This is a genomic window from Paenibacillus wynnii, from assembly GCF_000757885.1.
Taxonomy (GTDB): Bacteria; Bacillota; Bacilli; order Paenibacillales; family Paenibacillaceae; genus Paenibacillus_AQ; species Paenibacillus_AQ wynnii.
On the sequence record NZ_JQCR01000002.1, the window covers coordinates 531970 to 556239 of the forward strand.

The 24270-nt window shown below is 43.0% G+C and carries 18 protein-coding genes; 3 read left to right on the forward strand and 15 right to left on the reverse strand.

Annotated elements, in window-relative coordinates:
• Positions 1-18 precede the first annotated feature (18 nt).
• From PWYN_RS05075 to PWYN_RS05090, 4 genes are all read right to left on the reverse strand, one after another.
• On the reverse strand, positions 19-1779 hold the full coding sequence (locus PWYN_RS05075; protein WP_036649133.1) for a cache domain-containing sensor histidine kinase: 1761 nt from the start codon (positions 1777-1779) through the stop codon (positions 19-21).
• An 896-nt stretch (positions 1780-2675) separates the two neighbouring features.
• Positions 2676-3314 carry an RNA polymerase sporulation sigma factor SigK gene (gene sigK, locus PWYN_RS05080; protein WP_338049176.1) on the reverse strand — a complete coding sequence of 213 codons (639 nt, stop codon included), beginning with the start codon at positions 3312-3314 and terminating at the stop codon, positions 2676-2678.
• A 54-nt stretch (positions 3315-3368) separates the two neighbouring features.
• Positions 3369-5075 carry a right-handed parallel beta-helix repeat-containing protein gene (locus tag PWYN_RS05085; protein ID WP_052087765.1) on the reverse strand — a complete coding sequence of 569 codons (1707 nt, stop codon included), beginning with the start codon at positions 5073-5075 and terminating at the stop codon, positions 3369-3371.
• Positions 5076-5489: 414 nt separating this feature from the next.
• Positions 5490-6071, reverse strand: a complete 582-nt coding sequence (locus PWYN_RS05090) for a TetR/AcrR family transcriptional regulator (RefSeq protein ID WP_036649135.1) — start codon at positions 6069-6071, stop codon at positions 5490-5492.
• Between the two features lie 186 nt (positions 6072-6257).
• Here PWYN_RS05090 and PWYN_RS05095 point away from each other — a divergent pair, with 186 nt between their 5' ends.
• From PWYN_RS05095 to PWYN_RS30605, 3 genes are read left to right on the forward strand one after another with little or no spacing between them, the layout of a single operon-like run.
• The gene (locus tag PWYN_RS05095) at positions 6258-7100 is read left to right on the forward strand and encodes an NmrA/HSCARG family protein (protein WP_036649137.1); all 843 of its coding nucleotides are present in this window, start codon (positions 6258-6260) and stop codon (positions 7098-7100) included.
• A gap of 46 nt (positions 7101-7146) precedes the next feature.
• Positions 7147-7365, forward strand: a complete 219-nt coding sequence (locus PWYN_RS05100) for a hypothetical protein (protein ID WP_036649139.1) — start codon at positions 7147-7149, stop codon at positions 7363-7365.
• A gap of 25 nt (positions 7366-7390) precedes the next feature.
• Positions 7391-7474, forward strand: a complete 84-nt coding sequence (locus PWYN_RS30605; protein WP_420805757.1) for a hypothetical protein — start codon at positions 7391-7393, stop codon at positions 7472-7474.
• Between the two features lie 156 nt (positions 7475-7630).
• Here the strand turns inward: PWYN_RS30605 and PWYN_RS05105 are convergent, their stop codons facing one another.
• The 11 genes from PWYN_RS05105 to PWYN_RS05155 all read right to left on the reverse strand — a co-directional run bounded on the left by PWYN_RS05105 (position 7631) and on the right by PWYN_RS05155 (position 23994).
• Positions 7631-7984, reverse strand: a complete 354-nt coding sequence (locus PWYN_RS05105) for an ArsR/SmtB family transcription factor (protein WP_036649141.1) — start codon at positions 7982-7984, stop codon at positions 7631-7633.
• Positions 7985-8033: 49 nt separating this feature from the next.
• A complete protein-coding gene (locus PWYN_RS05110) occupies positions 8034-8492 on the reverse strand; it encodes a YciI family protein (protein ID WP_036649143.1) in 459 nt (152 codons plus the stop codon).
• 162 nt (positions 8493-8654) lie between these two features.
• Entirely contained in the window at positions 8655-10220 is a 1566-nt protein-coding gene (locus PWYN_RS05115; protein ID WP_036649145.1) for a methyl-accepting chemotaxis protein, read from the reverse strand.
• A gap of 103 nt (positions 10221-10323) precedes the next feature.
• Positions 10324-12741 carry a glycoside hydrolase family 31 protein gene (locus tag PWYN_RS05120; RefSeq protein ID WP_052087766.1) on the reverse strand — a complete coding sequence of 806 codons (2418 nt, stop codon included), beginning with the start codon at positions 12739-12741 and terminating at the stop codon, positions 10324-10326.
• 96 nt (positions 12742-12837) lie between these two features.
• Complete coding sequence (locus tag PWYN_RS05125) at positions 12838-14424, reverse strand: extracellular solute-binding protein (RefSeq protein ID WP_420805758.1); 1587 nt, start codon at positions 14422-14424, stop codon at positions 12838-12840.
• A 60-nt stretch (positions 14425-14484) separates the two neighbouring features.
• Entirely contained in the window at positions 14485-15408 is a 924-nt protein-coding gene (locus tag PWYN_RS05130) for a carbohydrate ABC transporter permease (RefSeq protein WP_084146604.1), read from the reverse strand.
• Between the two features lie 21 nt (positions 15409-15429).
• Positions 15430-16353: an ABC transporter permease gene (locus PWYN_RS05135; protein WP_036649151.1), complete on the reverse strand. Its 924-nt coding sequence runs from the start codon at positions 16351-16353 to the stop codon at positions 15430-15432.
• A 284-nt stretch (positions 16354-16637) separates the two neighbouring features.
• A complete protein-coding gene (locus PWYN_RS05140) occupies positions 16638-17921 on the reverse strand; it encodes an alpha-amylase family glycosyl hydrolase (RefSeq protein WP_036649152.1) in 1284 nt (427 codons plus the stop codon).
• 2 nt (positions 17922-17923) lie between these two features.
• Positions 17924-18961 carry a LacI family DNA-binding transcriptional regulator gene (locus PWYN_RS05145; RefSeq protein ID WP_036649155.1) on the reverse strand — a complete coding sequence of 346 codons (1038 nt, stop codon included), beginning with the start codon at positions 18959-18961 and terminating at the stop codon, positions 17924-17926.
• Between the two features lie 10 nt (positions 18962-18971).
• A complete protein-coding gene (locus PWYN_RS30270; protein ID WP_052087767.1) occupies positions 18972-22274 on the reverse strand; it encodes a pullulanase-associated domain-containing protein in 3303 nt (1100 codons plus the stop codon).
• A gap of 115 nt (positions 22275-22389) precedes the next feature.
• Positions 22390-23994 (reverse strand): extracellular solute-binding protein, encoded by a 1605-nt coding sequence (locus PWYN_RS05155; protein WP_036649158.1) that lies wholly within the window; start codon positions 23992-23994, stop codon positions 22390-22392.
• Between the last annotated feature and the right edge of the window lie 276 nt (positions 23995-24270).

Sequence of the window (24270 nt, forward strand, 5' to 3'; positions counted from 1 at the left end):
TTCGATGAAATATGAGGTTCATATCAGCGGAAGCAGAATAGTAACGATGGTACCTCCACCTAACTTACTATCAATCTCCAAACCGTACGGATGACCATAATTAAGCTCAATTCGTCTTAACACATTATTTACACCTAGCCCACTAAAATTGCCACGCTGGTATTTCTCACCCTGCTGCAGCAATCCCCTAACTTGCTCGTCTGTCATTCCTTTACTATAATCAGTGATGGTAAAACATACTCCAAGCTCATGCCGAATCGCCTTCACCTCAATAAGTTCGTTCATATTTTGTTGATCCAGTCCATGAAAAATGGCATTCTCAAGAATCGGTTGAAGCAGCATTTTGGGCATGCTGTAATTCAAAAGCGTATCATCAATATGAAACTGGATATTCAGCTTGCCTCCATAACGAACCTGCATAATATGAACGTATGACTCTAGAACTTTGATCTCCTGACCGATCCGGGCTAGCGAGTTTGGTTCACGAAATACATGAGTCAAAAGGGCAGATAGACTGTCGATAATTTTACGAATATTGTCTGTCTTTGCGATCATGGCCATAACGCGAACGGAATTCAAAGTATTCGATAAGAAGTGTGGATTAATTTGTGACTGTAAAGCTTCGATTTCTGCCTCACTACGCGCTCGTTCCTTATAATCACGTTCTTCAATAAGATCTCTGATCTGAGAAATCATGCGATTGAAGGAAAAGCTCAGTCGCTTAATCTCACCTCTTCCATCTGCCTTGACCTCAGTCAGAAAATCACCTTTCTCCACCTTTCTCATCGCTCTAATGAGATGCTGTAGCGGCCTAAGAATGTCTCGAAAAAACCAAAGTAGAAATAATATAAACAAAGCGAAACTACCAAAAATAAAAATTAGAGATATCTTTAAGAATTGATCTGCATCCCTCGTAACCATGCTCTCATCTAAAATATTGACGATACTCCAATCTGTCTTCTCAAACGAATACAGCTTAAGAAGCTTATTCTCACCGTTTATCTTAATAAAAGAGTAATCATCATCATGAGATTGCTTCTGTAACATCTTGGATAGTTTCTTCATAATTTCTGGATCTACTTTATCATGATTGTTCTGATTCACAATTCGATTACCGTTGCGATCAATAATAAATTGTTGAATTTCAGGATTCGAATGATTGAAATCAGGAATAGAGGCGTGGGTCGTCAAATAAATCATCTCAACCTCTAATTCCAAAGACCGTTCAGGATGAAGCAAAAGGGTAAACACGTCCTGTTTATCCGAAGTAATACCGTTCAGACTGTCAACAATGAATGTTGTTCCATTGCTGCTCCTTAGTGCCTCTTGATACCACGGCAGATTGCGAATAGAAGACTCGGAAATAGCCGGAGGGTTCTTGAAATAATAATAGCCTCCATCCTTAAAAGTAAAAATAACACTGACGATCTCATTGCTATAATTCGAGATAATATTTAAGTATGCATCGATCTCACGCGCAATTCGAATTTTTTCTACTGAAGTCGAGCTTCTGCTCCACTCTGAGACTGCATCTAATATCATATGGTCATTCACATTAGCGATTGTAGCAGTTGTAAGTGAGGCTCGTTTTAACTCAGCGTTCATATTGTTAGATGCTATATCCAGCTGTTGGTCAACCTGATACATCGACCTTTGGATTAATGATGCTGAATAATATTTATAAAATATTGTAATAAATAAGATAAATGGAACAATGATAATCAGGACAAAAACTCCAATAAAATACTTAGTAATCCCTATTTCTCTATGTCTGAACATGGAAACCCTCCATACATATATATGTAACTTATTATCGGGTCCAGTTAAGACAAAGAAGATCTATTCAATAGCGTACTAGAGCAGGCGATCTACTTTGTCAAATGAATCCTATTCCATCGAGGTAACTTATGACTCCATTATCTACCACAGGACATAACCTGACTACAGTTTACAGATCGAAAAGGCTAATCTTAATGATATTTCTTGTTATTACATGATGTTTTTTCTGCATTTACCCTAATCTCCTTTTACAATACCTAATATCAATAATAAATAAATTTACATATGGTTCCAATCAGCTACTAATTCTGTCAGCTCATGCTCCCCAAAAAATAAAGTCAGAAGAAGAACCGATCCGATTAATCCTAGTGCTAATCCGCCATTAGAAGCTTTGACGATTAAATCGTTCTATCTCCTTTCTTGGTTCTATTTCCATGTTCACCTCATTCACCTCATATTCGTCCGTTTGCTGGCGATGAGAGGATGGTTCAAAGGTTTATTTCCGTATTATTTGTACAACATTTCGAATCTTGTAAATATAAATCTAGCGAAAATTATAACTACTCCTTTTTTTTGCTAACGATCATCTTAGTGTTACCTATCTAGAGGCTTATTCTTACATACAAAACACATATTAAATCTAGGCATCATTTAAAATATTCTTCTGAACACCTTTTTATCTTTAATTCTCTGCTTTTTTCATGAATTATTAATAGCTGATTTAGAACTAAATTCGTTGAACGATATCTTCAGCTATAAAAAACTGTCTCTTAAAATAATTAAGTTACTTCTGATATGGATTAGCCCAACTACTTGATTAACAAAAAAGCAACTCCCTTGTTGGCAAGTCGCATTTAAAACACTCTATAGTGAATCTTGAGTTATTATCTAAAATCCTACCGCTTCACCTTATAAAACTCATGATACAGCTTCATGAGTGCTCTTTTCTCTATCCGCGACACATAACTCCGGCTTATCCCAAGCTCCTTCGCAATCTCCCGCTGCGTCCGCTCTTCCCCGCCGGTATCCAGCCCAAACCGTCCAACCACAACTTCCTTCTCCCGGTCATCCAGAATATCAAGATTCCGGTAGATTTTACTCTTCTCAATATTCAAATCCAATGTCAACAGCAGATCGTCCGCTCCCGAGCCCAAGATATCTATCAAAGTAATTTCATTTCCCTCTTTGTCCGTTCCAATAGGATCGTGCAGCGACACGTCCTTGCGGGTTTTCTTCAGTGAACGGAGGTGCATCAAGATCTCGTTCTCGATACAACGTGCAGCAAAAGTGGCCAGCTTCGTCCCTTTGTTGGGGCGGTAGCTTTCAATGGCCTTGATGAGTCCAATCGTTCCGATGGAGATTAAATCCTCCATGTCTTCGCCGGTGTTATCGAATTTCTTGAGGTTATGGACACGATACGAAGTAAAAAAAGTATACCAATCGTTCGAATCCGATTCGAATTGGTTTACTTTTTGATTTATCCCTCGTCTGTAATTGTCGATAAATTTTTGCACAAATTCAGGCAATACATTCAAAGATCTGTAAACTTATCTACACGATAAATAGGATTGAGAGTTCCCACCTCCAATTTACCAACCTGTATTGCCGGTACCCCTCCATACTTCAAAATTAGCGACTGCATCATTTCGTAATCCGCCCGAGGCTGCACCGGAAACGCTTACATACTCAAATAGTGTATTACCTCTTGCGTTTCCGGTAATCCAGATTCCATATCCTCCCGCTCCATCTACGGTATTATTTGAGATTTTGGTGTTATAAAGAACCTTTGGACCTTGTATAGAAATACCCGATTTAGTCGCATTCTTGATCGTATTATTAGTAACATTAATAGTTACTCCTGACATATCTAAGTCATATGCATTAATCCATAAAGCACCCGGTGCATAGCCCAAATAGTGTTCATTTGATCCACATCTGGTTAATGTATTTCCGCTAATTGTCAGCGTTCCCGTATAGGCAACAGGATTGAAATTTGAACTGATATAGATTCCTGCTCCTCCAGTCACCGTATCATAAATAAGATTGTTCGTTATGCTGTGGTTTGAACCACCATAGAGTGCAATTCCATTAGCCAGCCAAGGCAATTGAATGGTATTGGAATCAAATACATTAGCATTAGAATTTGCCCCTCCACTAGGAGACCAGGTTGCTAATGAATCATCCCCGGAATATCTAACGTGAGTATTGCTAACCGAAGAATTGGACGTGCCCGCGCAGAAATTCACTGCATCTGCCATGAGATTTCTGAAACGGCTTTTTGTAATAACAAGACCATTGGTATTGCCATCCATCCAAACTGCACATTTCTTATGTTCCACCCAAACACTTTCTATATGAGAACCCGTTCCACCTGAGCCACTAAAGGCATTATCTACAGAGGAATTATCATCTCTCGTAGTTGTAGTGCCCATTATAGCAAAATTATAAAATCTGCTGTTATTTCCAGTTAAATTAAAACCAGCTCTTGCCCCTACTAACTTTGAATACCACATTCCAGCACCACCGATGGTTACATTATTAACATCGATTACTGCGGAATTGATATTGAACTCTCCAGGCGGTATCCAAACGGTTTTACCTTGTGACTTTGCTGCATTGATACTGTTGACAATAGCAGTTCTGTCATCGGTTCCATCATTGGCCGTGGCACCATAGCTTGTTATAGAAAGTGAGTTCGCCGGTGCACTGAAAGCGCTAACTTTTTCTAAGTCAATTAAATCAATAAGATAATAGGGACCAGTGTCATCTGCGTTCTTTTGCAGTTTCACAGTAGCACCGGCGGGAATATCATTTGCTGTAAAAAAGCTTACCTCATCGAATATTTTGTGGCCATTACCATCTACCGGGTTATTCGTCCATGGGAAGCTACCATATACCCAAGCATATTTTGAAGTTAAGGTTACTTTTTGTGAATAAACTCCATTTATATAAAGACTAAGTGTACTTGTAGTTCCTCCGCCTGATGATGAATCCGGAATACTATATCTAATTACCAAGGTGTTTGCCGCCTCTGTAGAGGTCCACTGTACATATTTACCTGTTGCATCAAGTCGTACATATTTTCTTCCGGAAGCTTCAGATTCCCAGGATAGGTAATTTGTAGATGGTCCATACACATTTGCATTGGTAGCTCCATTTTCAGCCTCATATTCTTTATAGGGCAATGTTGCACCTGCAGCATAAGCCACATGAGTAAAATTGAAATTAAAAACAATAAGCGCTAATCCGATAGTACTAACCAGGAATTTTTTTATTAACTCAAATTTAATCTTCATAAATCACATTCCTTTCGAGTTAGCTAGTAATGAAAAGGCTTTCAAAATTGGTAATCAGATATTTCAATCTTATAGCATTACATCATTTACAGTATCACCTCCTTTTAGTGCCTCAAACAGCCGCCATCCATTGACAAGCCCACTTACTTTATTTTTTTATAATACAAAATGAAATATAAATGATATTTAGTTTTAAGGATAGCACTATACCGACATCTCTTTGTACTATACGGACCTTAAGGTTCGGAGCATATACGATCGGAGCGCAATCTACATTTTCAAAACCGAAAAAATCAAAAGAGCAGCGATTCTCCTATTATGGGAGGATCGCTGCTCTCTCTTTTTGGTGTTTTGCAAGGCTATACCAAGAATAAGTTTGGGAGAGTTTTTTGAATAAATGCTGAAAAGAGGATACTACCCAAGAAAGGTTGCACAAAGCTGTTCTAAAATCTCTTCAGGAGACAACCCACGCACTTCTCTTTGGAACAAGTACGCATCTGTCGTAAAAGCTCTAAGCAGCATATCAGCTTTAAACACAATGTTTCCTGAGTGCATCTCCTTGTAGAGGCTGATAAACAGCCGGTGCAACTCATCATACAGCGGGCTTGCCAGCAGGGATTTATTCTGCGACATGGAGTCCTCGACCCCTTTAAGAAGGTGGGCTTTATTTTCTTTAAACTGGATAAAAATTTTAAGAATTTCCTTCAACCTTTGATCTGCTGGCGCATGCTGCTGTTCTTCCAAAAAGGCTCCAATCTCAACAAAAAAAATATCGATACTGTTTTTGATCAAATCCAGACATAATTCACCCTTATTGCTGTAACGGCGATAAAGCGTAGCAGGGCCAATCCCGGTTTCCTTTGCAATTTGGTTCATGCTTACCTGTTCGACGCCATGTTGCTCAAATAGCTCGAGAGCAACTTTGAGAATTCGCTGACGATTTTCGGCTGCGTCCCGCCGTTCCGTTTTCACGAAGGCGTTTTGTTGTTCTTTCATGTATTTTCACTCCTAAAATTACTCACTTGACAAGCGGAGGGGTCTCCGTTTAATATAAATGAGAAGGTTCTCCATTTAATATTAACTGAATTGATTGGAGATAACAAGAACTACGTAACTTTGGTTTAAATACAAGCATACCTATTAAGTTTAATCCCGAAGGTTTATATAAGGGGGAGTTTATTAATGTCTAATCAAAACAAATTAATTTTAGTGTTCGGAGCAACAGGCAATCAAGGCGGTGCAGCTGTAGAAGAGCTGTTGGCTCAGGGATGGAAGGTTCGAGCTGTTTCACGTCGTTTGGATACTCCAGTTGTTCAGGAGCTGCAGAACAAAGGCGCGCAGGTCGTTCAGGCTAATTTAGATGACCGTCAATCCTTATTAGAGGCCATGGTGGGGGTCTATGGAGTTTATATGGTGCAACCTATTATTAATGATGACCCTGAAAAAGAACTGCAACAAGGAAAAAACGTTTTAGATATGGCTAAAAAAGCAGGAATTTTCCATTTTATATACAGTTCTGCCGGCGGTGTAGACCGAAACCGCGGTGGCGCTCACTTCGATATCATGTGGCAAATTGAGCAATATATTCGGGAAATGGACCTTCCTTATACAATGCTGCGCCCAGCTTTCTTTATGGAGAACTTTAAAAGAGTGGTACAGGTTCAGGATGCTCAATTGTTGATCCCGGAATTCATAAATGCAAATACCGCTTTTCAAATGATTTCATCCAAAGACATAGCGGCATTTGCCGTCATCGCCTTTAACCAGCCGGAGAATTTTACGCGGGAAGCCGTTGAAATCGCTGGAGATGAAATTTCCTTAACACAAGTAAAGCAGCTGTTCAGTCAATTATTTGATATTCCCACCAAAATCCTAGAAACGCCAAGAGGGCAATTCCCGGGCCGGGAATGGCTTGAACAGGTAGGCTACCAGGCTGACATTCATGCACTTCGGGAGATTCACCCCGGGTTGCTGGACTTAAAGAGCTGGGTCCGGATTTCAGACTGGAATCCACGGAATTGTTAATTTTTTTTTCAAGAAGGAAATCTGTATTCAGAAACGAGGTAGGATTATGAATTCAACTCAAGCTTCTTCTCCACCTGTAAACCGAACGGCTATCGTTACTGTTCTCATGTTGGGAACTTTTATTGCTATTTTAAATCAAACGCTATTATCCACGGCACTTCCTCATTTAATGAAGGATTTTGATCTAACCAGCACTACGGTTCAATGGTTGACCACCGCTTTTATGCTGGTGAACGTTAAACTTAAGCTCCTCTTCCCATGGTGAAGACGTATGGAGACTACGGGATTATATGGAGAAGTCAATCAAAGAGCAGGGTAAAGAACCTTATCCTTATTCCGTCTTGATCACAAATATCTGGTACACATATGAATAATCAGACAAATGTATAGTACCTCGATTGGGCTTCGTATTTCTCTCGAGCCAGCTCTTAATCCACTTACAGCAAAAATAATGCCTTGAAATCTCAAAGAAAAAGCCAGCGAAATGTCCTCTTTAGAAGACGATTCTTCTGGCTTTTAATAATCATTTCTTATTTCTCTATCCTTCTGCTTGGATCATGAAGCAATGCATCTATTTGATTTACCAGTTGCTTCAACTCACCGAGCTTACTTTCCTCAGGAGATAGATAGTAAAAATTTTTTGTGCCTTCCTCTCTCATACTGATTATTTTTTCCTCTTTAAGTATGCGAAGATGATGCGACACTGCCGGTCTTGACAAATGAGTTATTTTTGTTATTTCTCCAACGCGCATTCCAGGATAACAGTTCTCACTGAGAAGAGCCAGAATAACCTTTTGTCTGGTTTGATCTCCAATCGCTATCAAGCCATGACCGACTTTTTCGAATACTTCTCGTAATTGTTGGATTGCATCTTCACGATTCATATTCTTAACTCCTTCTTTATTCCTTTTGTACCCATAACCTCAGCAGAACTTAATCAAACCATTTGGTGACAAAGTCCTGCCCTTTGCCAAAGCTGAACTCCACGATGTTCGAGGTCTGGAAGCCGCATTCCACCATTGGGTCCTTTCTGACAAACTCCTCGGCCTCGGCAAGACTGTTTGCCTTAAACACGATCATGCCGCCCAGCTTATGTGCGGTAGGGCCAAAAAACAAAACGGTGCCATTGGCAAAAAAAGTCTCGAGATAGTCAAAATGTTGCTTGATCGCATCACCCAAACTTCGGATATTATCCGGGAGAGCCTTTATAAGGGCAGCCTCGTCCAACCCAAGCTGAGCCTGAATCGCGGGGAGCGCGTTCAGCAGGTCACTTGGAATAGCCCCCTGTACCCCGCCCGGAATCCCGCCTTTTGCCGCGATAGCTTGGATGAAGCCATTCACACCTGCTATGACTTCTTCCCGAAACGTCCCGTCAATCATAAAATATTTCATACTGTTTCCTCCTATTCACATCGTTACATCCCTATACTTTGTTCATTGGTTTAATTTATTCAACCATTAAAATATAAATTAAATTAATGTACCTGTCACCATTAGGAAAGAAAATCGAGACCAATGGACATCATCAACTATAGGGTCAACAAGGTCTCCAACTTAAGCTGCCATTAATTGCTTGAGCTTGTCTGAAAGCTCTCTAATTTCTTTCAATGATTCGTACATGATGGAAATCTGGGCCAGTTCTGTTTCCAACGTTGCCAGAATTTGCTCATTCGAAGCGGAATGCTGTTCTGAGATGCTCGACATATTCCCCATCTCTGCTTGCAAGTCAATGAAAGTACAAGAGAATTGCTGGATCAGTTCATTCTCAACTTTTAGCGATTCAAAGGTGGATTCAACAGATTGCTTCATGCTATCAAAATAATCCGATACTTGATTCAAAGTTTTATTACCTTGATCTACAGCCTGTTCTCCACGTTCAACGGTATTCACAGTTATTTGCGTCTTCTCAGTAATCCTAGTAATAATTTCACTTATATCTTTAGCAAGCGATTCGCTTTGCTCCGCAAGCTTCCTGACTTCTCCGGCTACAACTGCAAATCCTTTGCCATGCTCGCCTGCTCTAGCAGCTTCAATTGCCGCATTTAGCGCCAAGAGATTGGTCTGGTTCGCAATGATTCGAATCCCGCTCAATAAAGCAGTTATCCCGTTCATGCTCTCCTGAAGTTCATTTACTGTCTCCAGGGCTGTCGATATAGAGTTGTTTATCGTGCCCATTTGCTTTGACAATAGCTTGACTTGTTGGGATCCTTCAACCACTTCATTAAGTATAGAATTAGAATTATGGCTAATATCTAAGGATATATTCTCAGTAGTTTTCACATCATTTAAGGTAAGAGCCATCTTATCATTCATATTGGCGATACTTTCTGTCTGCTGTTGAGTGCCTATGGAGGTTTCTTGCATAGCGGTCATTGTTTCTTGGCTGGAGTGAACAAGCTTCTGAAGATTCTCGTCGAATAAAGAAATATTCTTATTCAATTTAGTGGACGACGTCTCTACATCTTCCATTGTTCCTTGAAGCTTCTGAAGCAGCATGCTTGCTTCCTGCTCCTTGGTCCTAGCGTTGATGATCATGTCGTTGCCCCACTTTACAATAAAATAGAGCGCCACATAAATCCCGTTCACAATGCACATTAGACTGAAGAAATAAGAAATAGCACGGTCAGGACCAATCAGAACGGAACCGTCGTTAATATACAACAGAATAAAGACAAGGTTAACAATAATTCCGGATGTAACCAGCAGCCTGTTCGAAAAGTACATAGCGGCTATTACGGTAGCGACGATAAATCCAAAGTTGGGAACATGATTGCTGGGATCACTGATTTTGTCACCAACCATGGCGAAGAAAATAATATTACTGTAGATCAATCCTCTGGCCTTGCTGGGAATAGGGAGAAAATATACAATAACCACAATCACGCATATGATCGCAGTTGGAACGAGCCCTTGTAAGAGTACTGAAACGCCAACCTTTTCGTTAGACGTAATATACAATATAAAAGTACTGATGATAATCACGAGACATGTCGCTAATATAATCATGCCGCTTAATCTGTCTGCTTTGCGTAAATCAAACTCTGAAGATGCTTTGTCTTTCACCATAGTAGTTATCTGTCCTCTCAAAGTAGCCTGTACCGCATATGTGTTAATACCCATACCAAAACCCCCTCCAATTTCACTCCATCCTCATGATACTGTGCGGATTTATTTGAGTGCCTATTTGAAGGGGGATACTATCATTTTTTGTTTCTAGCAGGATTTAAACTCTTGCTGTCAGTATTTCGCATAACGCTCCGTAGAGTGAAGGTTCTAAATCCATCGAAACAAGAGACGCAAGAGTAATGGTTGGATTCGCCATTTCCTTCACCATACGATAAATTTGTTCTTTCAATTGAAATAGCATCTGTGCGCGGTCCAAAAGGGCGAACACCTCTGCTTCCATCTTATTGACGGAAATACGAGCGTTGCTAAACGTCACGTTTAGGGATTCGCTCACTGCCAAATCCGAGGTGATGACCGTTAGTGTATGCGTAGTTTCGTCATACTCGGTTTCAACAGCGATTTCTAAATCTTCAGCGAACACCTTTACCTTCGTATCGGCAAACCCGACGAAGGATAGCTTCCATGACCGACGTTCCGGCACAACTTTTGTATTTCCCCGAGCAGGGGAAATTTTAAAGATTGAGGTCTCTCCCCATTCGAGCGTCATTTCGGTATCACACCACTGATCGTCCCGATCTTCGGCGGTGTCACCCTCATCCTCCCAGAGGTGAAAATGACCGTTCTCCCCGGCAAACACCCGGATCTCCATATGTGTAGGATTGTCCACCGAAGAGGTATATTCCGTGAGATCTGCCATTGGAACAATGGCTCCCGCTTTAGCCAATACCGGAATAGCCTCCATATTTCGGTAAAGAGAAAGTTTTCTGCCGCCGTCGTATACTCTTCCGTTAAAGAAATCAATCCATAATCCCTCAGGTAACCATGCCTTGAATTCCGCGACACCCGTCTTTGGGTTTACTGGCTGCGTAATCGGACAGGCAATCAGCTCCGTTCCGAAGTAATATTGATTCGGCACTTCGTAAGCTTCATGTTGTTCCGAGTTATGATAATACATCGGCTGGACCAGTGGAAGTGCTTCACGACTGGCTAAGCGGTTCATTGTATACAGATAAGGAAGTAAGCGGTGCCGTAGACGCAGACAGTCTTTCATCACATCCTCCGCAATCTTATTAAACCGCCAGGGCTCCTTGCTGTTGAAAGGACTTGCAGAGCTGTGTAGACGCAAGATCGGCGAAAATATACCGAACTGCACCCAACGCATCGCCAGTTCGTCGTCTAAATACCCCATCATATGACCACCGATATCATGGCTCCACCAGCCATAGCCCACGTTTGACGCGTTGGCAGTGAAATAGGGCTGGAAGTCTAGCGATTCCCATGTGACGATGGTATCACCGGAGAATCCTACGGGGTAACGGTGGCTTCCAAGACCAGCATAGCGGGAAAAGCTAAGCCGCCGGTTTCCCCTACGTCCACTATCTAAGTAATGGTAGTGGTTCAGCATCCAGAGTGGATCAAGACCCGGAATTTTGGTGATTCCTCCCTGCTGCCAATCGATCCACCAGAAATCCACACCTTCCTCCTCTAACGGATGATGTAGAAACTTGAAATATGCCTGTAAAAACTTTGGATCGGTAATGTCAAACTCTACAGCATCGCCTTTTTCCGGGTCCATTCCCATCTCCGCTGCAATTGCCAGGTATGGTTCTTCAAACGCCCGTACCCCGTCAGCAGGATGGACGTTAAGGGTTACACGCAGCCCTTTTTCATGCAACCACGCCAGAAATCTCTGCGGATCCGGGAACAAATCCCGATTCCATGAATAGCCTGTCCAGCCGCTGCCGTACTGCGGATCAATATCAACAAGATGCCAATCCATATCTATGACCGCCACTGAAAAAGGAATGTGCTCCTTTTCAAACCGCTCCATCAGCATCTTGTATTCTTCTTCAGAATACTGGTAATACCGGCTCCACCAATTGCCGAGCGCATAGCGGGGCAGCAGCGGCGTGCGGCCGCAAAGATGGTAGAAATCCTTCAGGCAGTTCAAGTAGTCATGAGCGTATCCGAAAAAATAAAGATCGGATCCTTCCTGCGTCCGCGGCTCAACCCGTCCGTCTTCCTCCAACAAAAGAGAGGCGGTGTCATTCACCAGTGTATACCCGAAACGTGACAGCAGCCCGTGCTCTATGGGAACGGCACCGTCCGCATTATCCAGTGTACGCGCTGTACCCCTCAAGTCTTGCGGCGTATCGCCATAATTCCAGACACTCATTAGGTGACCTGATTCGTTTCTCACGCGGATACTTAGACCATGCCGAGTGAATGGCTTCTTGTCATAAGTCAAGTGCAGACGATCCGTAATCAATTCAAGCTTGTTCCCATGATCGATCACACGGAAATCTGGAACCGAAAAATCACGGTTCAGCACGGTCTGTGTCGCCCTGTCTTCAAAGCAGCCATGCTCGTTGTATTCCATCCGGATGAGCTCCGGGGTTAGTACAGTGAAGCGATAGTAATCTCCCTGAATGATTGCTTCCTTATTGGCACACGGTTCGGATTGAACCTTTAAATAATTCGGTAATGGCTTCGACTCTTTAATCGTATTTTCCATTAATAAACCTCTTTTCATGTTGTAATTGTGTGGAATTGAAAAAGAATGTCACCCCACTGCAATATGCGCAGGGCGGCATTCTTTGGGATACAATAATTATTTTACATTCGTGTAACGACTGTAAGCATCGGTACGAATTTTTGTCAGCTTTTCAAGCCCCATATCATTCAATTGCTTCACATAGTCGTCCCATTCTTTATCGATTTCACCTAAAATCACAAATTTGGCACGCATTGTGTTCACATAACTGTCGATGTCCGTGGTCAAGGTCGGCAGTTCCTGGAATTCCTCTGCTGTGTACATTACGTTAGGAAAAGGCGTGGTTGCAAATTCGCTTCCCAGCTTATCGAGTTGCAACTTCAGTCCATCTCCATTCTTAGGATTCAGAACGATATTCTTCTCAAATGACGGACTCACATATTTCGGCCCGAAATCCCGAAGCGACTGTTCCCAGTACCAGGCATCTGCGCTGGTTCCTGCAGGTGGATCCATCAACGTGTAGGTACGATTGTCGTTTTTCTGAATAACGGTCCCCACTGCACCCCAGAAATTTTGAATGCTTGCTTCATTGGTGTAGAACTGGTCAGCCCAGCGAGCGGCAATTTCCGGATATTTACAGGAAGTGGTGATAAGTAATTCATTGCGTGCGAGATTCATACCCATCGGATTTCCGATGGTATACCGATTTCCATCCGGTCCGGCAATCGGTGGAATCGTCACATATTGATCACTCCATTTACCAAAAACTGCATCCGGGGTCCATTGGTACGAGAAACCCACGATTGGAGCATCCGGACTTTGAAACTTGGCCGTCCGCATCGTATCGTCTTGAGTAAACAACTCTTTATCAATCAGGCCTTCGGTATATAATTTATTCACCCATTTGAGGGCCTCTTTGTACTGATTCGAGACGGGGTAGAATACAGCTTTTCCGTCCTTGAGCACCATATAATTATTATTCAAGTCAGCGATCCCGAATGGACTGATTATATCGTTGCCTGTTTCGATATAAGGAATCTCATCTTGCTTCCCATTTCCGTTCGGATCTTGCTCTTTGAAAGCTGTAAGGACGTTGTAAAGATCATCAACCGTATCTGGAACTTCCAAATCCAATTTATCAAGCCATGTTTTATTTATCACAGGCTGGCGCGAGCTTTTCGGACGCGAAGGCAGCCTTGCGGGCAGAGAGTAAATTTCCCCGTCGGGAAAGGTGCTGATTTTTTTCATTTCAGGCGTTTCTTCCATAGCCGCTTTAAGGTTAGGCATATATTGTTCAATATAATCATCCAGAGGACGGAAATAGCTTAAGTTATTGACGATATCGGAATCACCGAAGGATTGATTACCAATGATGACATCCGGAATTGTACCACTTGCCAGCATAATGGCCTTCCGTTCGCTCCAGTCATTAGATGACATCACTTCCCATTCTATTTTGACATTCGTATTCTTTTCCAGATCCTTAAGCCACTGGTTCTGGGTAAAGGTGTCTCCCATACTTCCCCACCGGACAGTCAGCACCTTCAATGTCAAGGGCTCGTCCACAATCGGCAAACCTTCTTTGTTGTAATCCCCCGTCTCGCTTACGACGTTGGTCTTAGCCGTATTGTTTCCGCTACATGCTGCTGTAAGGCTTGCCAACAGTGCAGTTATTAGAAGAGTAATGGTTAGTTTTTTGTGCAAACCTTTTCTTTGCTGCTTCTCCACTTCTGATCCCCCACAATTTTCAGTGTAATAATCTTATTATTCCTTTACAGCGCCGATCATTACCCCTTGGTTAAAGTATTTCTGTACAAAAGGATATAAACACATGATTGGAACAGTTGCAACGATAATAACAGAATACCGCATCATATTGGCGAGACGCAAAGCAATCTGAGCAGCTTCACCAGTACCCATACCAGACTGCATCTGGTTGGTGATCAAAATATTGCGGAGGATTAATTGTAGAGGATACAAGTTTGGATCTTTCAAATAAATTAAGGCGTTAAAATATGAATTCCAGTAGCCGACGGCGATCCATAATCCCAGCACAGCGATAATCGCTTTCGACAGCGGCAGGACAACTTGAACAAAGTAACGAAGGTTGCCACAGCCATCAATCTGCGCCGCTTCCCACAAATCTCCGGGAATACTCGTCTGAAAAAAAGTTCGTGCGACGATGATATTAAAAACCCCTACAGAGAAAGGCAGCACCATAACCAGGAATGTGTCATACATATGAAAATCCCGGATCGTCAGAAAGGTCGGAATCAACCCGCCGTTAAAGAACATCGTAAAGATGAAAAACAGTGAAACATATTTCCGTCCTACAAGGTCCTTTCTTGACAGTGCATAGGCCGCCGAGATATTTACAACTAAGCCGATCGCAGTTCCCACCACCGTGTAAAGGACAGTGTTACGGTAACCAATCCATATATTTTCATGCCGCAATAATTCTTTGTAGCCGTCTAATGTGAACCCTTTAGGAAATAACCATACCTGGCCACCTGCTACGGCAGAAGGATCACTGAACGAAGCAATGACTATAAAATACAGTGGGTAAATCAGGATGACAAGAAAAATGACTGCAATTACGTACATTATGATTTCCATCACCGAGTCCGATGAACGGTTGTTTTTTATTTTCCCCATGCTCTCTTTAACCACTGGTTCCAATACTCCCATTTTATTTATCCCCCCTTCTTTCTACCACAAGCTGTTTTCGCTATATTTTTTAGAAATCTGATTGACCATAATTAATAAAATAAAGTTGATGATCGTGTTGAACAAGTTGATGGCTGAAGAAAAGCTGTACTGGCTGCTGAGCAGACCAATTTTGTATACATAAGTAGAAAGAATTTCACTTGAAGTACCATTCAGATCATTCTGCATCAAGTACACCTTCTCAAATCCAACTCCAAGCAGTCCGCCAACCCGTAATATAAGAAGAGTGATTGCTGTCGGCATAAGCATAGGAATATCAATAAATCGAACTTTATGCCAGCGGCTTGCCCCGTCTACGGTAGCTGCTTCGTATAAACTTGGGTCAACTGAAGAGAGCGCTGCGATAAAGATAATGCTATCCCAGCCGACATGCTGCCACACATCTGACCAGACATACACGCTGCTGAACAGCGAAGTGGAGCCCATCAGATCGGGAGCTTCTTTTCCAAACAGGCTGTACAGATTGCCGACCATTCCAGTGCTTGGAGACAACAAAATCATCATCAACCCCACCATAACCACCGTTGAAATAAAATGCGGCATGTAGGATACGGTTTGGAAAAACCTTCTAAACCGGTTGGGTCTCATCTGATTGACCATCAGCGCCAGTATAATTGGAATCGGAAAGGTAATCATACTGTACAAACTAATGATCATTGTATTTTTAATCGTTGATGAAAATTGATAGGAATTAAAGAATTTTTCGAAATACTTGAACCCTGCCCATGGGCTTTCGCCTATTCCTAAAGCCGGGCTGTAATCCTTGAATGCTATGAGCACCCCATACATTGGTATATACGCGAATAATAACGTAAGCACTACAGCTGGAAAAAGCAATGCATATAGTCCCCAATTTTGTTTAACTTGTCCGAATGTCCGTCCTGGATTATATTGACCGGATTTCATGACATCCCCCCTTAATATCTTTGAATTTCCCCCATTGGTTATACCATCTGTTGAACATCTTCAGTATAACGTCTCTGTTCCGCATCTATCGGACATTAAACATGGACTAATCGGACTTTTATACTGCACTTCTAAATCTATAAGAGAAATCTTTACCGCACGAACGGTAAACCACATGAGATTCAGACTTTAATTGACGTTTTCCGGACTTTCGATATGACTCTGAATACGACCCCATAGGAAAGAGCTCCCCCACCAATTTGCAGAGAAGCTCTTTTACGGTTTTATAATTCAATAATGATAGGCTCGGCTTTGCAGTGCAATTTACCTTGTGTGACTATGACCTCGCTGTCGTCAATCAGATTTAAATACACACCATCCGGAAGATCAGTCTCCACTTCTGCAGACTTTCCTTTCATACTGAATACACCTACTAGCTTTTGTTCACCCCATGTATAAGTTCCAACAATGATATCGTCCGTATCAGTGGCTCTCAGATGACAGGTGCCGTGAGCCAGGATATCTTTTTTCTTGATGGGATACAGAGCTTTAAAAAGCCAGGTTAAGTCTTTACCCGTACTCCAGTTGATCGTATTCTTGTTGAACAAATCAGGACAATTTTCATTTTCGAATTCCTGTCCAGCGTAGATCAAAGGTATTCCCTTTTGGAAATACATAAATGCGGTCCAATTGATAAGGTCTTTTTCATCTGAAAAAAGCTCTTTGGCCCGTGCACGGTCATGATTTTCAAGAAAGCGTAGTTTAACATAGTTGTGTGGATACATATATTCCTGGGCATTAATCTTATCAACATAGTAACTCGGCGTGATTCCTCCGGCCAGATAACCCATGAAATAGGGATAGATATCGTAATCGTAGCAGACATCGAACGCCTGCAGGATTTCAGCATCGGACAGACTAACCATCCCCCTTGAACGAAGATGCACAAGAAAATCCGGTTCTATGGATTCACTAAGCCACAAACAATCAGGATGAACTGAAGCAACCTCTTCGCGTGCGCGCAGCCAGAAATCCAGTGGCAGAAGCGGTGCTACGTCACAGCGAAAACCATCCACGATCTCTGCCCACATTTTAAGGGTTTCGATTTGATATTGCCATAGTTCGGCATTGTTATAGTCCAAATCTACTATGTCTCCCCAGTCACCTACCCGGTTTCCCCGTTTGCCTTCCGGAGTCTTGTAGAAATATTCAGGGTGATTCTCAACCAGCCATGAATCGGGTGATGTGTGGTTATATACGACATCAATGATACATTTCATGCCGTTATTGTGAATCTCTCCTACAAGACTTTTAAAGTCCTCCAATGTACCAAGCTCCGGATTGATCTCACGGAAGTTTTGGTTGGCGTAAGGGCTGCCTAATTCGCCTTTACGATCTTGGCTGCCGATTGGATGAATGGGCAGCAACCAAATGATATCTACACCCAAATTTCGAATGCGTTCCAGATCCTTTTCTACTGCCTTGAAAGTTCCCTCTTCGCTATGATTACGTACATAAATCGAATATATTACGTTGTTACGCAGCGTATTTACCGTTGACTTTGCCATTATTACACTCCTAAACGTTTTGGGATGGATGACTCTCGCACGATAAGCCGGTGCTCAATAATGAAACGGTTCGTATGTTGAGTTTCATTACTTGGGTTCTGAATTCTTTTTATTAATACTTGTGAAGCAGTATAGCCCAGTTGATAGATTCCGATGTCGATGCTGCTGATCGTTGGATTCGATAACTCCGTCAGCGTAGTATTGTTGAAGCTGATTATCGCCAAATCATCAGGCACCTTATATTTCAACTTGTTCAGTCCGCGAATTACACCAAACGCCACCAAGTCATCCACGACTAGAATCGCTGTCGGACGTTTGGGAAGATTCATCAGGAACGACATGGCGTGATAGCCGCTGTCCTGCATGACCTCTTCACCCAATATCCATTCGGGACGCCGTTCAAGACCGTTATCCTGAATAGCTTTCCGATAGCCTTCCAGCCTATCACATGAAAAGATTGCATTCGACGGACCTCTAACAAAACCGATTCGTTTGTGACCCATGGAGATTAAATGGTTCGTCGCATCGTAGGCTGCCTTTAAATTGTTGTTATCAACGGACAAAATTTCGTTATATTTGTCGCTTCGTCCGATTAAGACAAATGGGTAATTGTTTATCTTCAGAAAATCGACAACAGCGTCTTCTTTACGGGAGGAGAACAAAATCACTCCGTCGACACGCCTTCCTTTCAGAAGACGGGAGACCATCTCCACTTCTTCTTTCTCATTGGCTCCTAAGCTAATGAAAATATCGAAACCCGAAAGGTTAGCCTGTGTAGCAATTCCGCGAATCAATTCCATAAAGAACAGATTGGAGAAGCATTTCTCATCCTGCTTCGGCAAAAGAATGCAAATACTGCTTGTTGTCTTAGAGACAAGACTCTTCGCTATCATATTGGGGGTATATTTCATTTCATCCATGATTTTTTTGACCTTACGAGAGGTTTCCTCCCGGACATTCGGATGGCCCGACACTACCCGAGAAACCGTAGAGGAGGAGACTCCTGCTCTACGGGCTACTTTCTTCATGGTAACTTTCATGGAAGTCTTCTCAAATCCGTCCCAATAGGGTATAGACGACTTTCGCAGCTTCTGCGCGAGTAAGCAGCGAATCCGGGTCGAACTTATTAACTGATTTCCCTTTCAACAGACCTGATGAGGTGGCTTCCTTAACAGCTTCGGTCGCCCAGGTAGAAATGCTAGATTCATCTGAGTACCTGCTAACAGCTAGGGTTCCCGCATTGGTTCCTGTGCGAAGTTTATACGCACGGACCAGCATAACCGCCATTTCCTCTCTGGTGATACGATCATCCCATACGGTCTTGCCACCGCCTTTGCCAAGCACGATGCCTGCTTGTGCTGCGGTTGCCAAATCGGCCTCATATGACGTTGTTTCTTCAGCTTGATTTAACTGAAGCAGTCTAACCAGCATCACAGCGAACTCGCCACGCGTCACCGCTTTAGATGGTTCAAATTGATTAGAATCCATAACTACAATCTGCTTTGCTGACAAAGATCCGATCGCCGTGGAAGCCCAGTGAAGGTTGCTCACATCCGAATAGTCAACTTTATACTCCAGAACGCCATAACGACTGAAATGCTTCACTTCTGCAGATATTGTGCCGTTTGCCTGCTTGCTTCCCACATAGGTTAGACGGTGATCTTCTCCGATTCTATACACGCCAGTTATGTCAGCATTTGCTCCGGTATTCACGTTGAAACTAAGTGTTACCGGCTTCACGAACGTTGTCAGCGGCTTCACCTTTCCTTGATCGGTGATGACCGACAAGCTGAAATCATACATCAATCCGGCTTGACTGATGTGGGTGTTGGTCTTCTGTACACCAACTAACAACGCATCTGCAGCAGATTGTTCCACCACGGCCGCAGTGAGTTGAATTTGTCCGTTGGCGAACTCTGTCTCCTTCGCAGCTTCTTGGGCTTCCTTCAATACTTCAGCTGGAAGCTCCACTGTAACCTGATCAAATCCAATTTGAATACTCGCATTACCGGTAAGTTCTGCGGCATGAATTGGGAGAAATACCTGCTTCACGCCCTTGTTCACAGAAAGTTTAACCGATCCCTCGCCTGTAGGTTTCAGGTTGTCCTGGTCAAATATTGCAACCGATTCATTCTTCGGCTTCACCGGCCCGCTACCCTCAGAATTAGATGCAGGTGTTGGTGTTGGTGCTGGCGTTGGTGTTGGTGTTGGTGTTGGTGTTGGTGTTGGTGTTGGTGTTGGTGTTGGTTCTATATCAACGTCATTGCTTGTAAATATTTGATACCCCCAAGGTTCAAGTGTAACCTGGTGTTCCGGGGTGATATCCGTGCGTGAAAGGGCAAAATAATTGTGATAACTTCCTGCCAAGTCTCCCGCCTGCACCGTTGCTTGACGCTCCGTACCCGACAAATTCAGAATAACCATTACTTTGTTGCCATCCTTCTCCCGCTCAAAGGCGAGTACACTTTCATCATTCACAGTTAAATAATTGATTTCTCCGCCTGCGCTGCCGTTCCAGAGCGCAGGGTTATCTTTCTTAATTTGAACAAGCTGTTTGTATAACGTCTGGTTGGACAAATTGCTCCAGTCGATTTCGTCCTTCTCGAAGAATTCAAGCCGTTTGTTCAAATCTGCTTCCTGACCGGAGTAGATAAGTGGCATACCTGGTAAGGTAAAACTGAACGCAGCCAGCATATCCTCTGCATCGCCGAGCATTTCCGAGGTTGAACCTTCCCACGAATTGATATCGTGGTTAGTAATATAATTCATTGGATAAGCGCCCTTAGGATATTTCTGCATTTGATTATCTAGATATCTCTTTACATCGCTGCTATGGATCTCCCCTGTCGGTATTTCAGCTGTGATGTTATAGAACAAATCCCAGTTGTAGTTGGAGTTAAAGGCTTTCTCCAACAGCCCATGTTGGCTGTCGTCTTCAGCTAACATGTAGACTGGCTTGATGGCATCCAGCTCCTGTCGGGCTGCTTCCCAGAAATCCTGCGGAACGCCTGAGGCAAAGTCGGCGCGGTAGCCGTCAATATCCGCTTCCCTTACCCAATAAGCCATGGCATCAATCATCGCCGCACGCATGTTGGCATTGTCAAAATTCAATTCAGCGACATCATTCCAGCCATTGGGGGAGACAATGTTGCCATTGCTGTCCGTTACATACCAGCCCGGATTATCTATCCACTCATTGTCCCAGCCGGTATGGTTAGCCACCCAGTCCAGCATGACCTTGAAGCCCATTTCATGCGCAGTATCCACCAGATGCTTGAAGTCTTCCAACGTTCCGAATTCAGAATTGACCCCTTTATAGTCGCCAACAGCATAATACGAACCTAAAGAACCAATCCGGTTCTCATCTGAAATCGGGTGAATCGGCATCATCCACAGAATTTCCACCCCAAGCTCCTTAAGCCGTGGCAGATGCTCTTCGAAAGCCTTGAACGTACCTTCTTCCGTATACTGTCTGACATTTACTTCATAAATGGTAGAATCCTGGGACCATTCAGGAAAATTAGCTGTGCTTACGCGCTCAACAACATAGGGTGTAGTATAAACAGAAGGATTCCCTTCTTTTAGGTAGATCGTCTGATACTCATTTAGTTCAGAGAAGGTGCGTCCATCTCCGTCTTTATCACCCGTTGTGCGATTAACTACAATAAAACTGATCTTCTGCGCATTCTCGTTGAAAGCCACATCCACATAGGCGCCATGATTGTCGGTCTGACTATTGGAGAACGCTACCGCGCCTGTTGGCCACGTTCCTGTTGCTTCAGATGGGGTCGCCACATCATCCCACATCCACAGCCCCCAATCATCGTAATTCAAGTCAGCCCGTTCATAATAAATCCGGATCGAGTTATCAACCTGCTCATACGGTGCCGACAATGAGACGACGTCTGATCCTTCATTAATCCATACTTCCTTGAGTTGCGAGGAGATCAGGGTTACATTCTTCTGATCTGCTTCTTTTTCACCGGTAATCTTATTCACGACAATGAAGTAAATATTCACGGCATTTTCCTTGATCGGGATATCAACATATGCTCCATGGCTTGATAATTGATCGTCGCTGAAAGATGAAGCACCGACCGGCCAGATTCCTGCTTGTTCAGATGTAACGCTTACATCTCCCCATAGCCATAAGCCCATATCCCCATATTGATTGTCTGCCCGTTGATAGTGGACTCTCAGCGTGTGATCCGGAACTGGATTTGCTTCAGTTTGGACAGCATTCTCCACCACTTCTGCGCTAGCGGGTTGAACATACACGAGATTACCTGCTAAAAGTCCCAGCATAAGTACACTCAGTAACAGTAGCCTTAATGATCTCAATCGTCTTACCATTAGAACACTCTCCTTTGAGAAAATAGTGAAATTATAAGTCAGTCAGAATAGCAGCGTATAGAGAATGCTGCCCATAGTAAGTGTTCAGGGCAGCATCCTTTGGGAGACATCTAGATTATTTTACGCTTGTATATCGGCTGTACGCGTCAGTGCGAATCTTGATCAGTTTTTCAAGACCCATTTTATTCAGCTGGTTGACATAGTCGTCCCAACCTTTATCAATTCCGCCTTTAGTTATAAATTGCGCCCGCATTGTATTCACGTAACCGTCGATATCCGTGGTCAAAGTCGGCAGTTCCTGGAATTCCTCTGCTGTGTACATTACATTAGGGAAAGGTGTTGTTGCGAACTCGCTTCCCAGCTTATCGAGCTCCAACTTCAGTCCATCTCCGCTCTTAGGGCTTAGAACGATGCTCTTTTCAAATGACGGACTCACATATTTCGGCCCGAAATCCCGGAGCGACTGATCCCAGTACCAGGCATCTGCACTAGTTCCGTTAGGTGGATCCATCAACGTATACGTATTATTGTCATTCTTCTGGATAACAGTTCCTATCGCGCCCCAGAAATTCTGAATGCTTGCTTCATTGGTATAGAACTGGTCTGCCCAGCGGGCAGCGACCTCTGGATATTTGGAGGAAGTAGTAATCAGTAGTTCATTACGTGCGAGATTCATGCCAATCGGATTTCCGATGGTGTAACGATTGCCATCCGGTCCGGCAATCGGAGGAATCGTCACATATTGATCACTCCATTTGCCAAACACTGCGTCCGGGGTCCATTGGTACGAAAAGCCCACAATTGGCGCATCCGGATTTTGAAATTTGGCCGATCTCATAGTGTCATCTTGAGTGAACAGTTCTTTGTCCAGTAAGCCTTCGCTATACAATTTATTCTCCCATTCCAGAGCCTTTTTGTACTCCTCAGAAGTGGGGTAGAATACGGCATTTCCTTCTTTGATCACCATAAAGTTATTATTCAGGTCAGCGATCCCGAAGGGACTGATGATATCATTTCCTAGTTCGATATAAGGGATCTCGTCCTGTTTTCCGTTGCCATTCGGATCTTTTTCCTTAAAGGCTTTAAAGACGCTGTAAAGCTCATCAACGGTATCCGGGACTTCAAGTCCCAATTTATCAAGCCAGACTTTGTTAATTACAGGTTGACGCGAGCTTTTCGGACGCGATGGCAGCCTTGCGGGCAGAGAGTATATTTTGCCGTCAGGAAAGGTGCTGATTTTTTTCATTTCTGGCGTTTCCTGCATAGCCGCTTTAAGGTTAGGCATGTTTTGTTCAATATAATCATCCAGAGGGCGGAAATAGCTTAAATTATTGACAATATCGGAATCACCGAAGCTTTGATTACCAATAATAACATCAGGAAGTGTACCGCTTGCCAACAGAATGGATTTCTGTTCAGCCCAGTCATTGGATGACATCACTTGCCATTCGATTTTGACATTCGTATTCTTTTCGAGATCCTTAAGCCACTGGTTTTGGGTAAAGGTATCCCCCATGCTTCCCCAGCGGACGGTCAATACTTTCAATTTCACAGGCTCATTGACAATCGGTAAGCCCTCTTTGTTGTAACTGCTTGTCCCACTTTCTACATTGTTGGCGACATTGTTTCCGCCGCATCCGGCAATTCCGAATACCATTGCAGCACCCAGAAGACCCATAGCCCACTTCTTCGCTGTCATTTTATTACTGTGTTGAACCATTTCATAATCCCCCATTTCAATTTATACTTAAAAATTTGTTTTTGAATAATTCACTTCCCAGTTATTTGTTTGGGATCTGAACATCTCTAATGATAACTTCTTACTTCTTCGCATTCCGGACACTTTCGAGCCGTTATTCGGACCTCTGCATCCGCTTACATAAGAATGGATGGTCGAATTCACTTCTGGGCGGAAATAAATAACGCTATTCAGACTTTTAATCGCGGTTTCCGGACTTTGGTGCGAAATGACAGCAAATGCTTATGTTTTTTTCAC

Excerpts from the sequence above, each read along its gene's own strand:
- PWYN_RS05120 (WP_052087766.1), bottom strand. The coding sequence starts at position 12,741 with ATGGAAAATACGATTAAAGAGTCGAAGCCATTACCGAATTATTTAAAG.
- PWYN_RS05110 (WP_036649143.1), bottom strand. The coding sequence starts at position 8,492 with ATGAAATATTTTATGATTGACGGGACGTTTCGGGAAGAAGTCATAGCA.
- PWYN_RS05135 (WP_036649151.1), bottom strand. The coding sequence starts at position 16,353 with ATGAAATCCGGTCAATATAATCCAGGACGGACATTCGGACAAGTTAAA.
- PWYN_RS05115 (WP_036649145.1), bottom strand. The coding sequence starts at position 10,220 with ATGGGTATTAACACATATGCGGTACAGGCTACTTTGAGAGGACAGATA.
- PWYN_RS05105 (WP_036649141.1), bottom strand. The coding sequence starts at position 7,984 with ATGAATCGTGAAGATGCAATCCAACAATTACGAGAAGTATTCGAAAAA.
- PWYN_RS05095 (WP_036649137.1), top strand. The coding sequence starts at position 6,258 with ATGTCTAATCAAAACAAATTAATTTTAGTGTTCGGAGCAACAGGCAAT.
- PWYN_RS05130 (WP_084146604.1), bottom strand. The coding sequence starts at position 15,408 with ATGGGAGTATTGGAACCAGTGGTTAAAGAGAGCATGGGGAAAATAAAA.
- PWYN_RS30605 (WP_420805757.1), top strand. The coding sequence starts at position 7,391 with ATGGAGAAGTCAATCAAAGAGCAGGGTAAAGAACCTTATCCTTATTCC.
- PWYN_RS05140 (WP_036649152.1), bottom strand. The coding sequence starts at position 17,921 with ATGGCAAAGTCAACGGTAAATACGCTGCGTAACAACGTAATATATTCG.
- PWYN_RS30270 (WP_052087767.1), bottom strand. The coding sequence starts at position 22,274 with ATGGTAAGACGATTGAGATCATTAAGGCTACTGTTACTGAGTGTACTT.
- PWYN_RS05075 (WP_036649133.1), bottom strand. The coding sequence starts at position 1,779 with ATGTTCAGACATAGAGAAATAGGGATTACTAAGTATTTTATTGGAGTT.
- PWYN_RS05085 (WP_052087765.1), bottom strand. The coding sequence starts at position 5,075 with ATGAAGATTAAATTTGAGTTAATAAAAAAATTCCTGGTTAGTACTATC.
- PWYN_RS05100 (WP_036649139.1), top strand. The coding sequence starts at position 7,147 with ATGAATTCAACTCAAGCTTCTTCTCCACCTGTAAACCGAACGGCTATC.
- PWYN_RS05090 (WP_036649135.1), bottom strand. The coding sequence starts at position 6,071 with ATGAAAGAACAACAAAACGCCTTCGTGAAAACGGAACGGCGGGACGCA.
- PWYN_RS05145 (WP_036649155.1), bottom strand. The coding sequence starts at position 18,961 with ATGAAAGTTACCATGAAGAAAGTAGCCCGTAGAGCAGGAGTCTCCTCC.
- PWYN_RS05155 (WP_036649158.1), bottom strand. The coding sequence starts at position 23,994 with ATGGTTCAACACAGTAATAAAATGACAGCGAAGAAGTGGGCTATGGGT.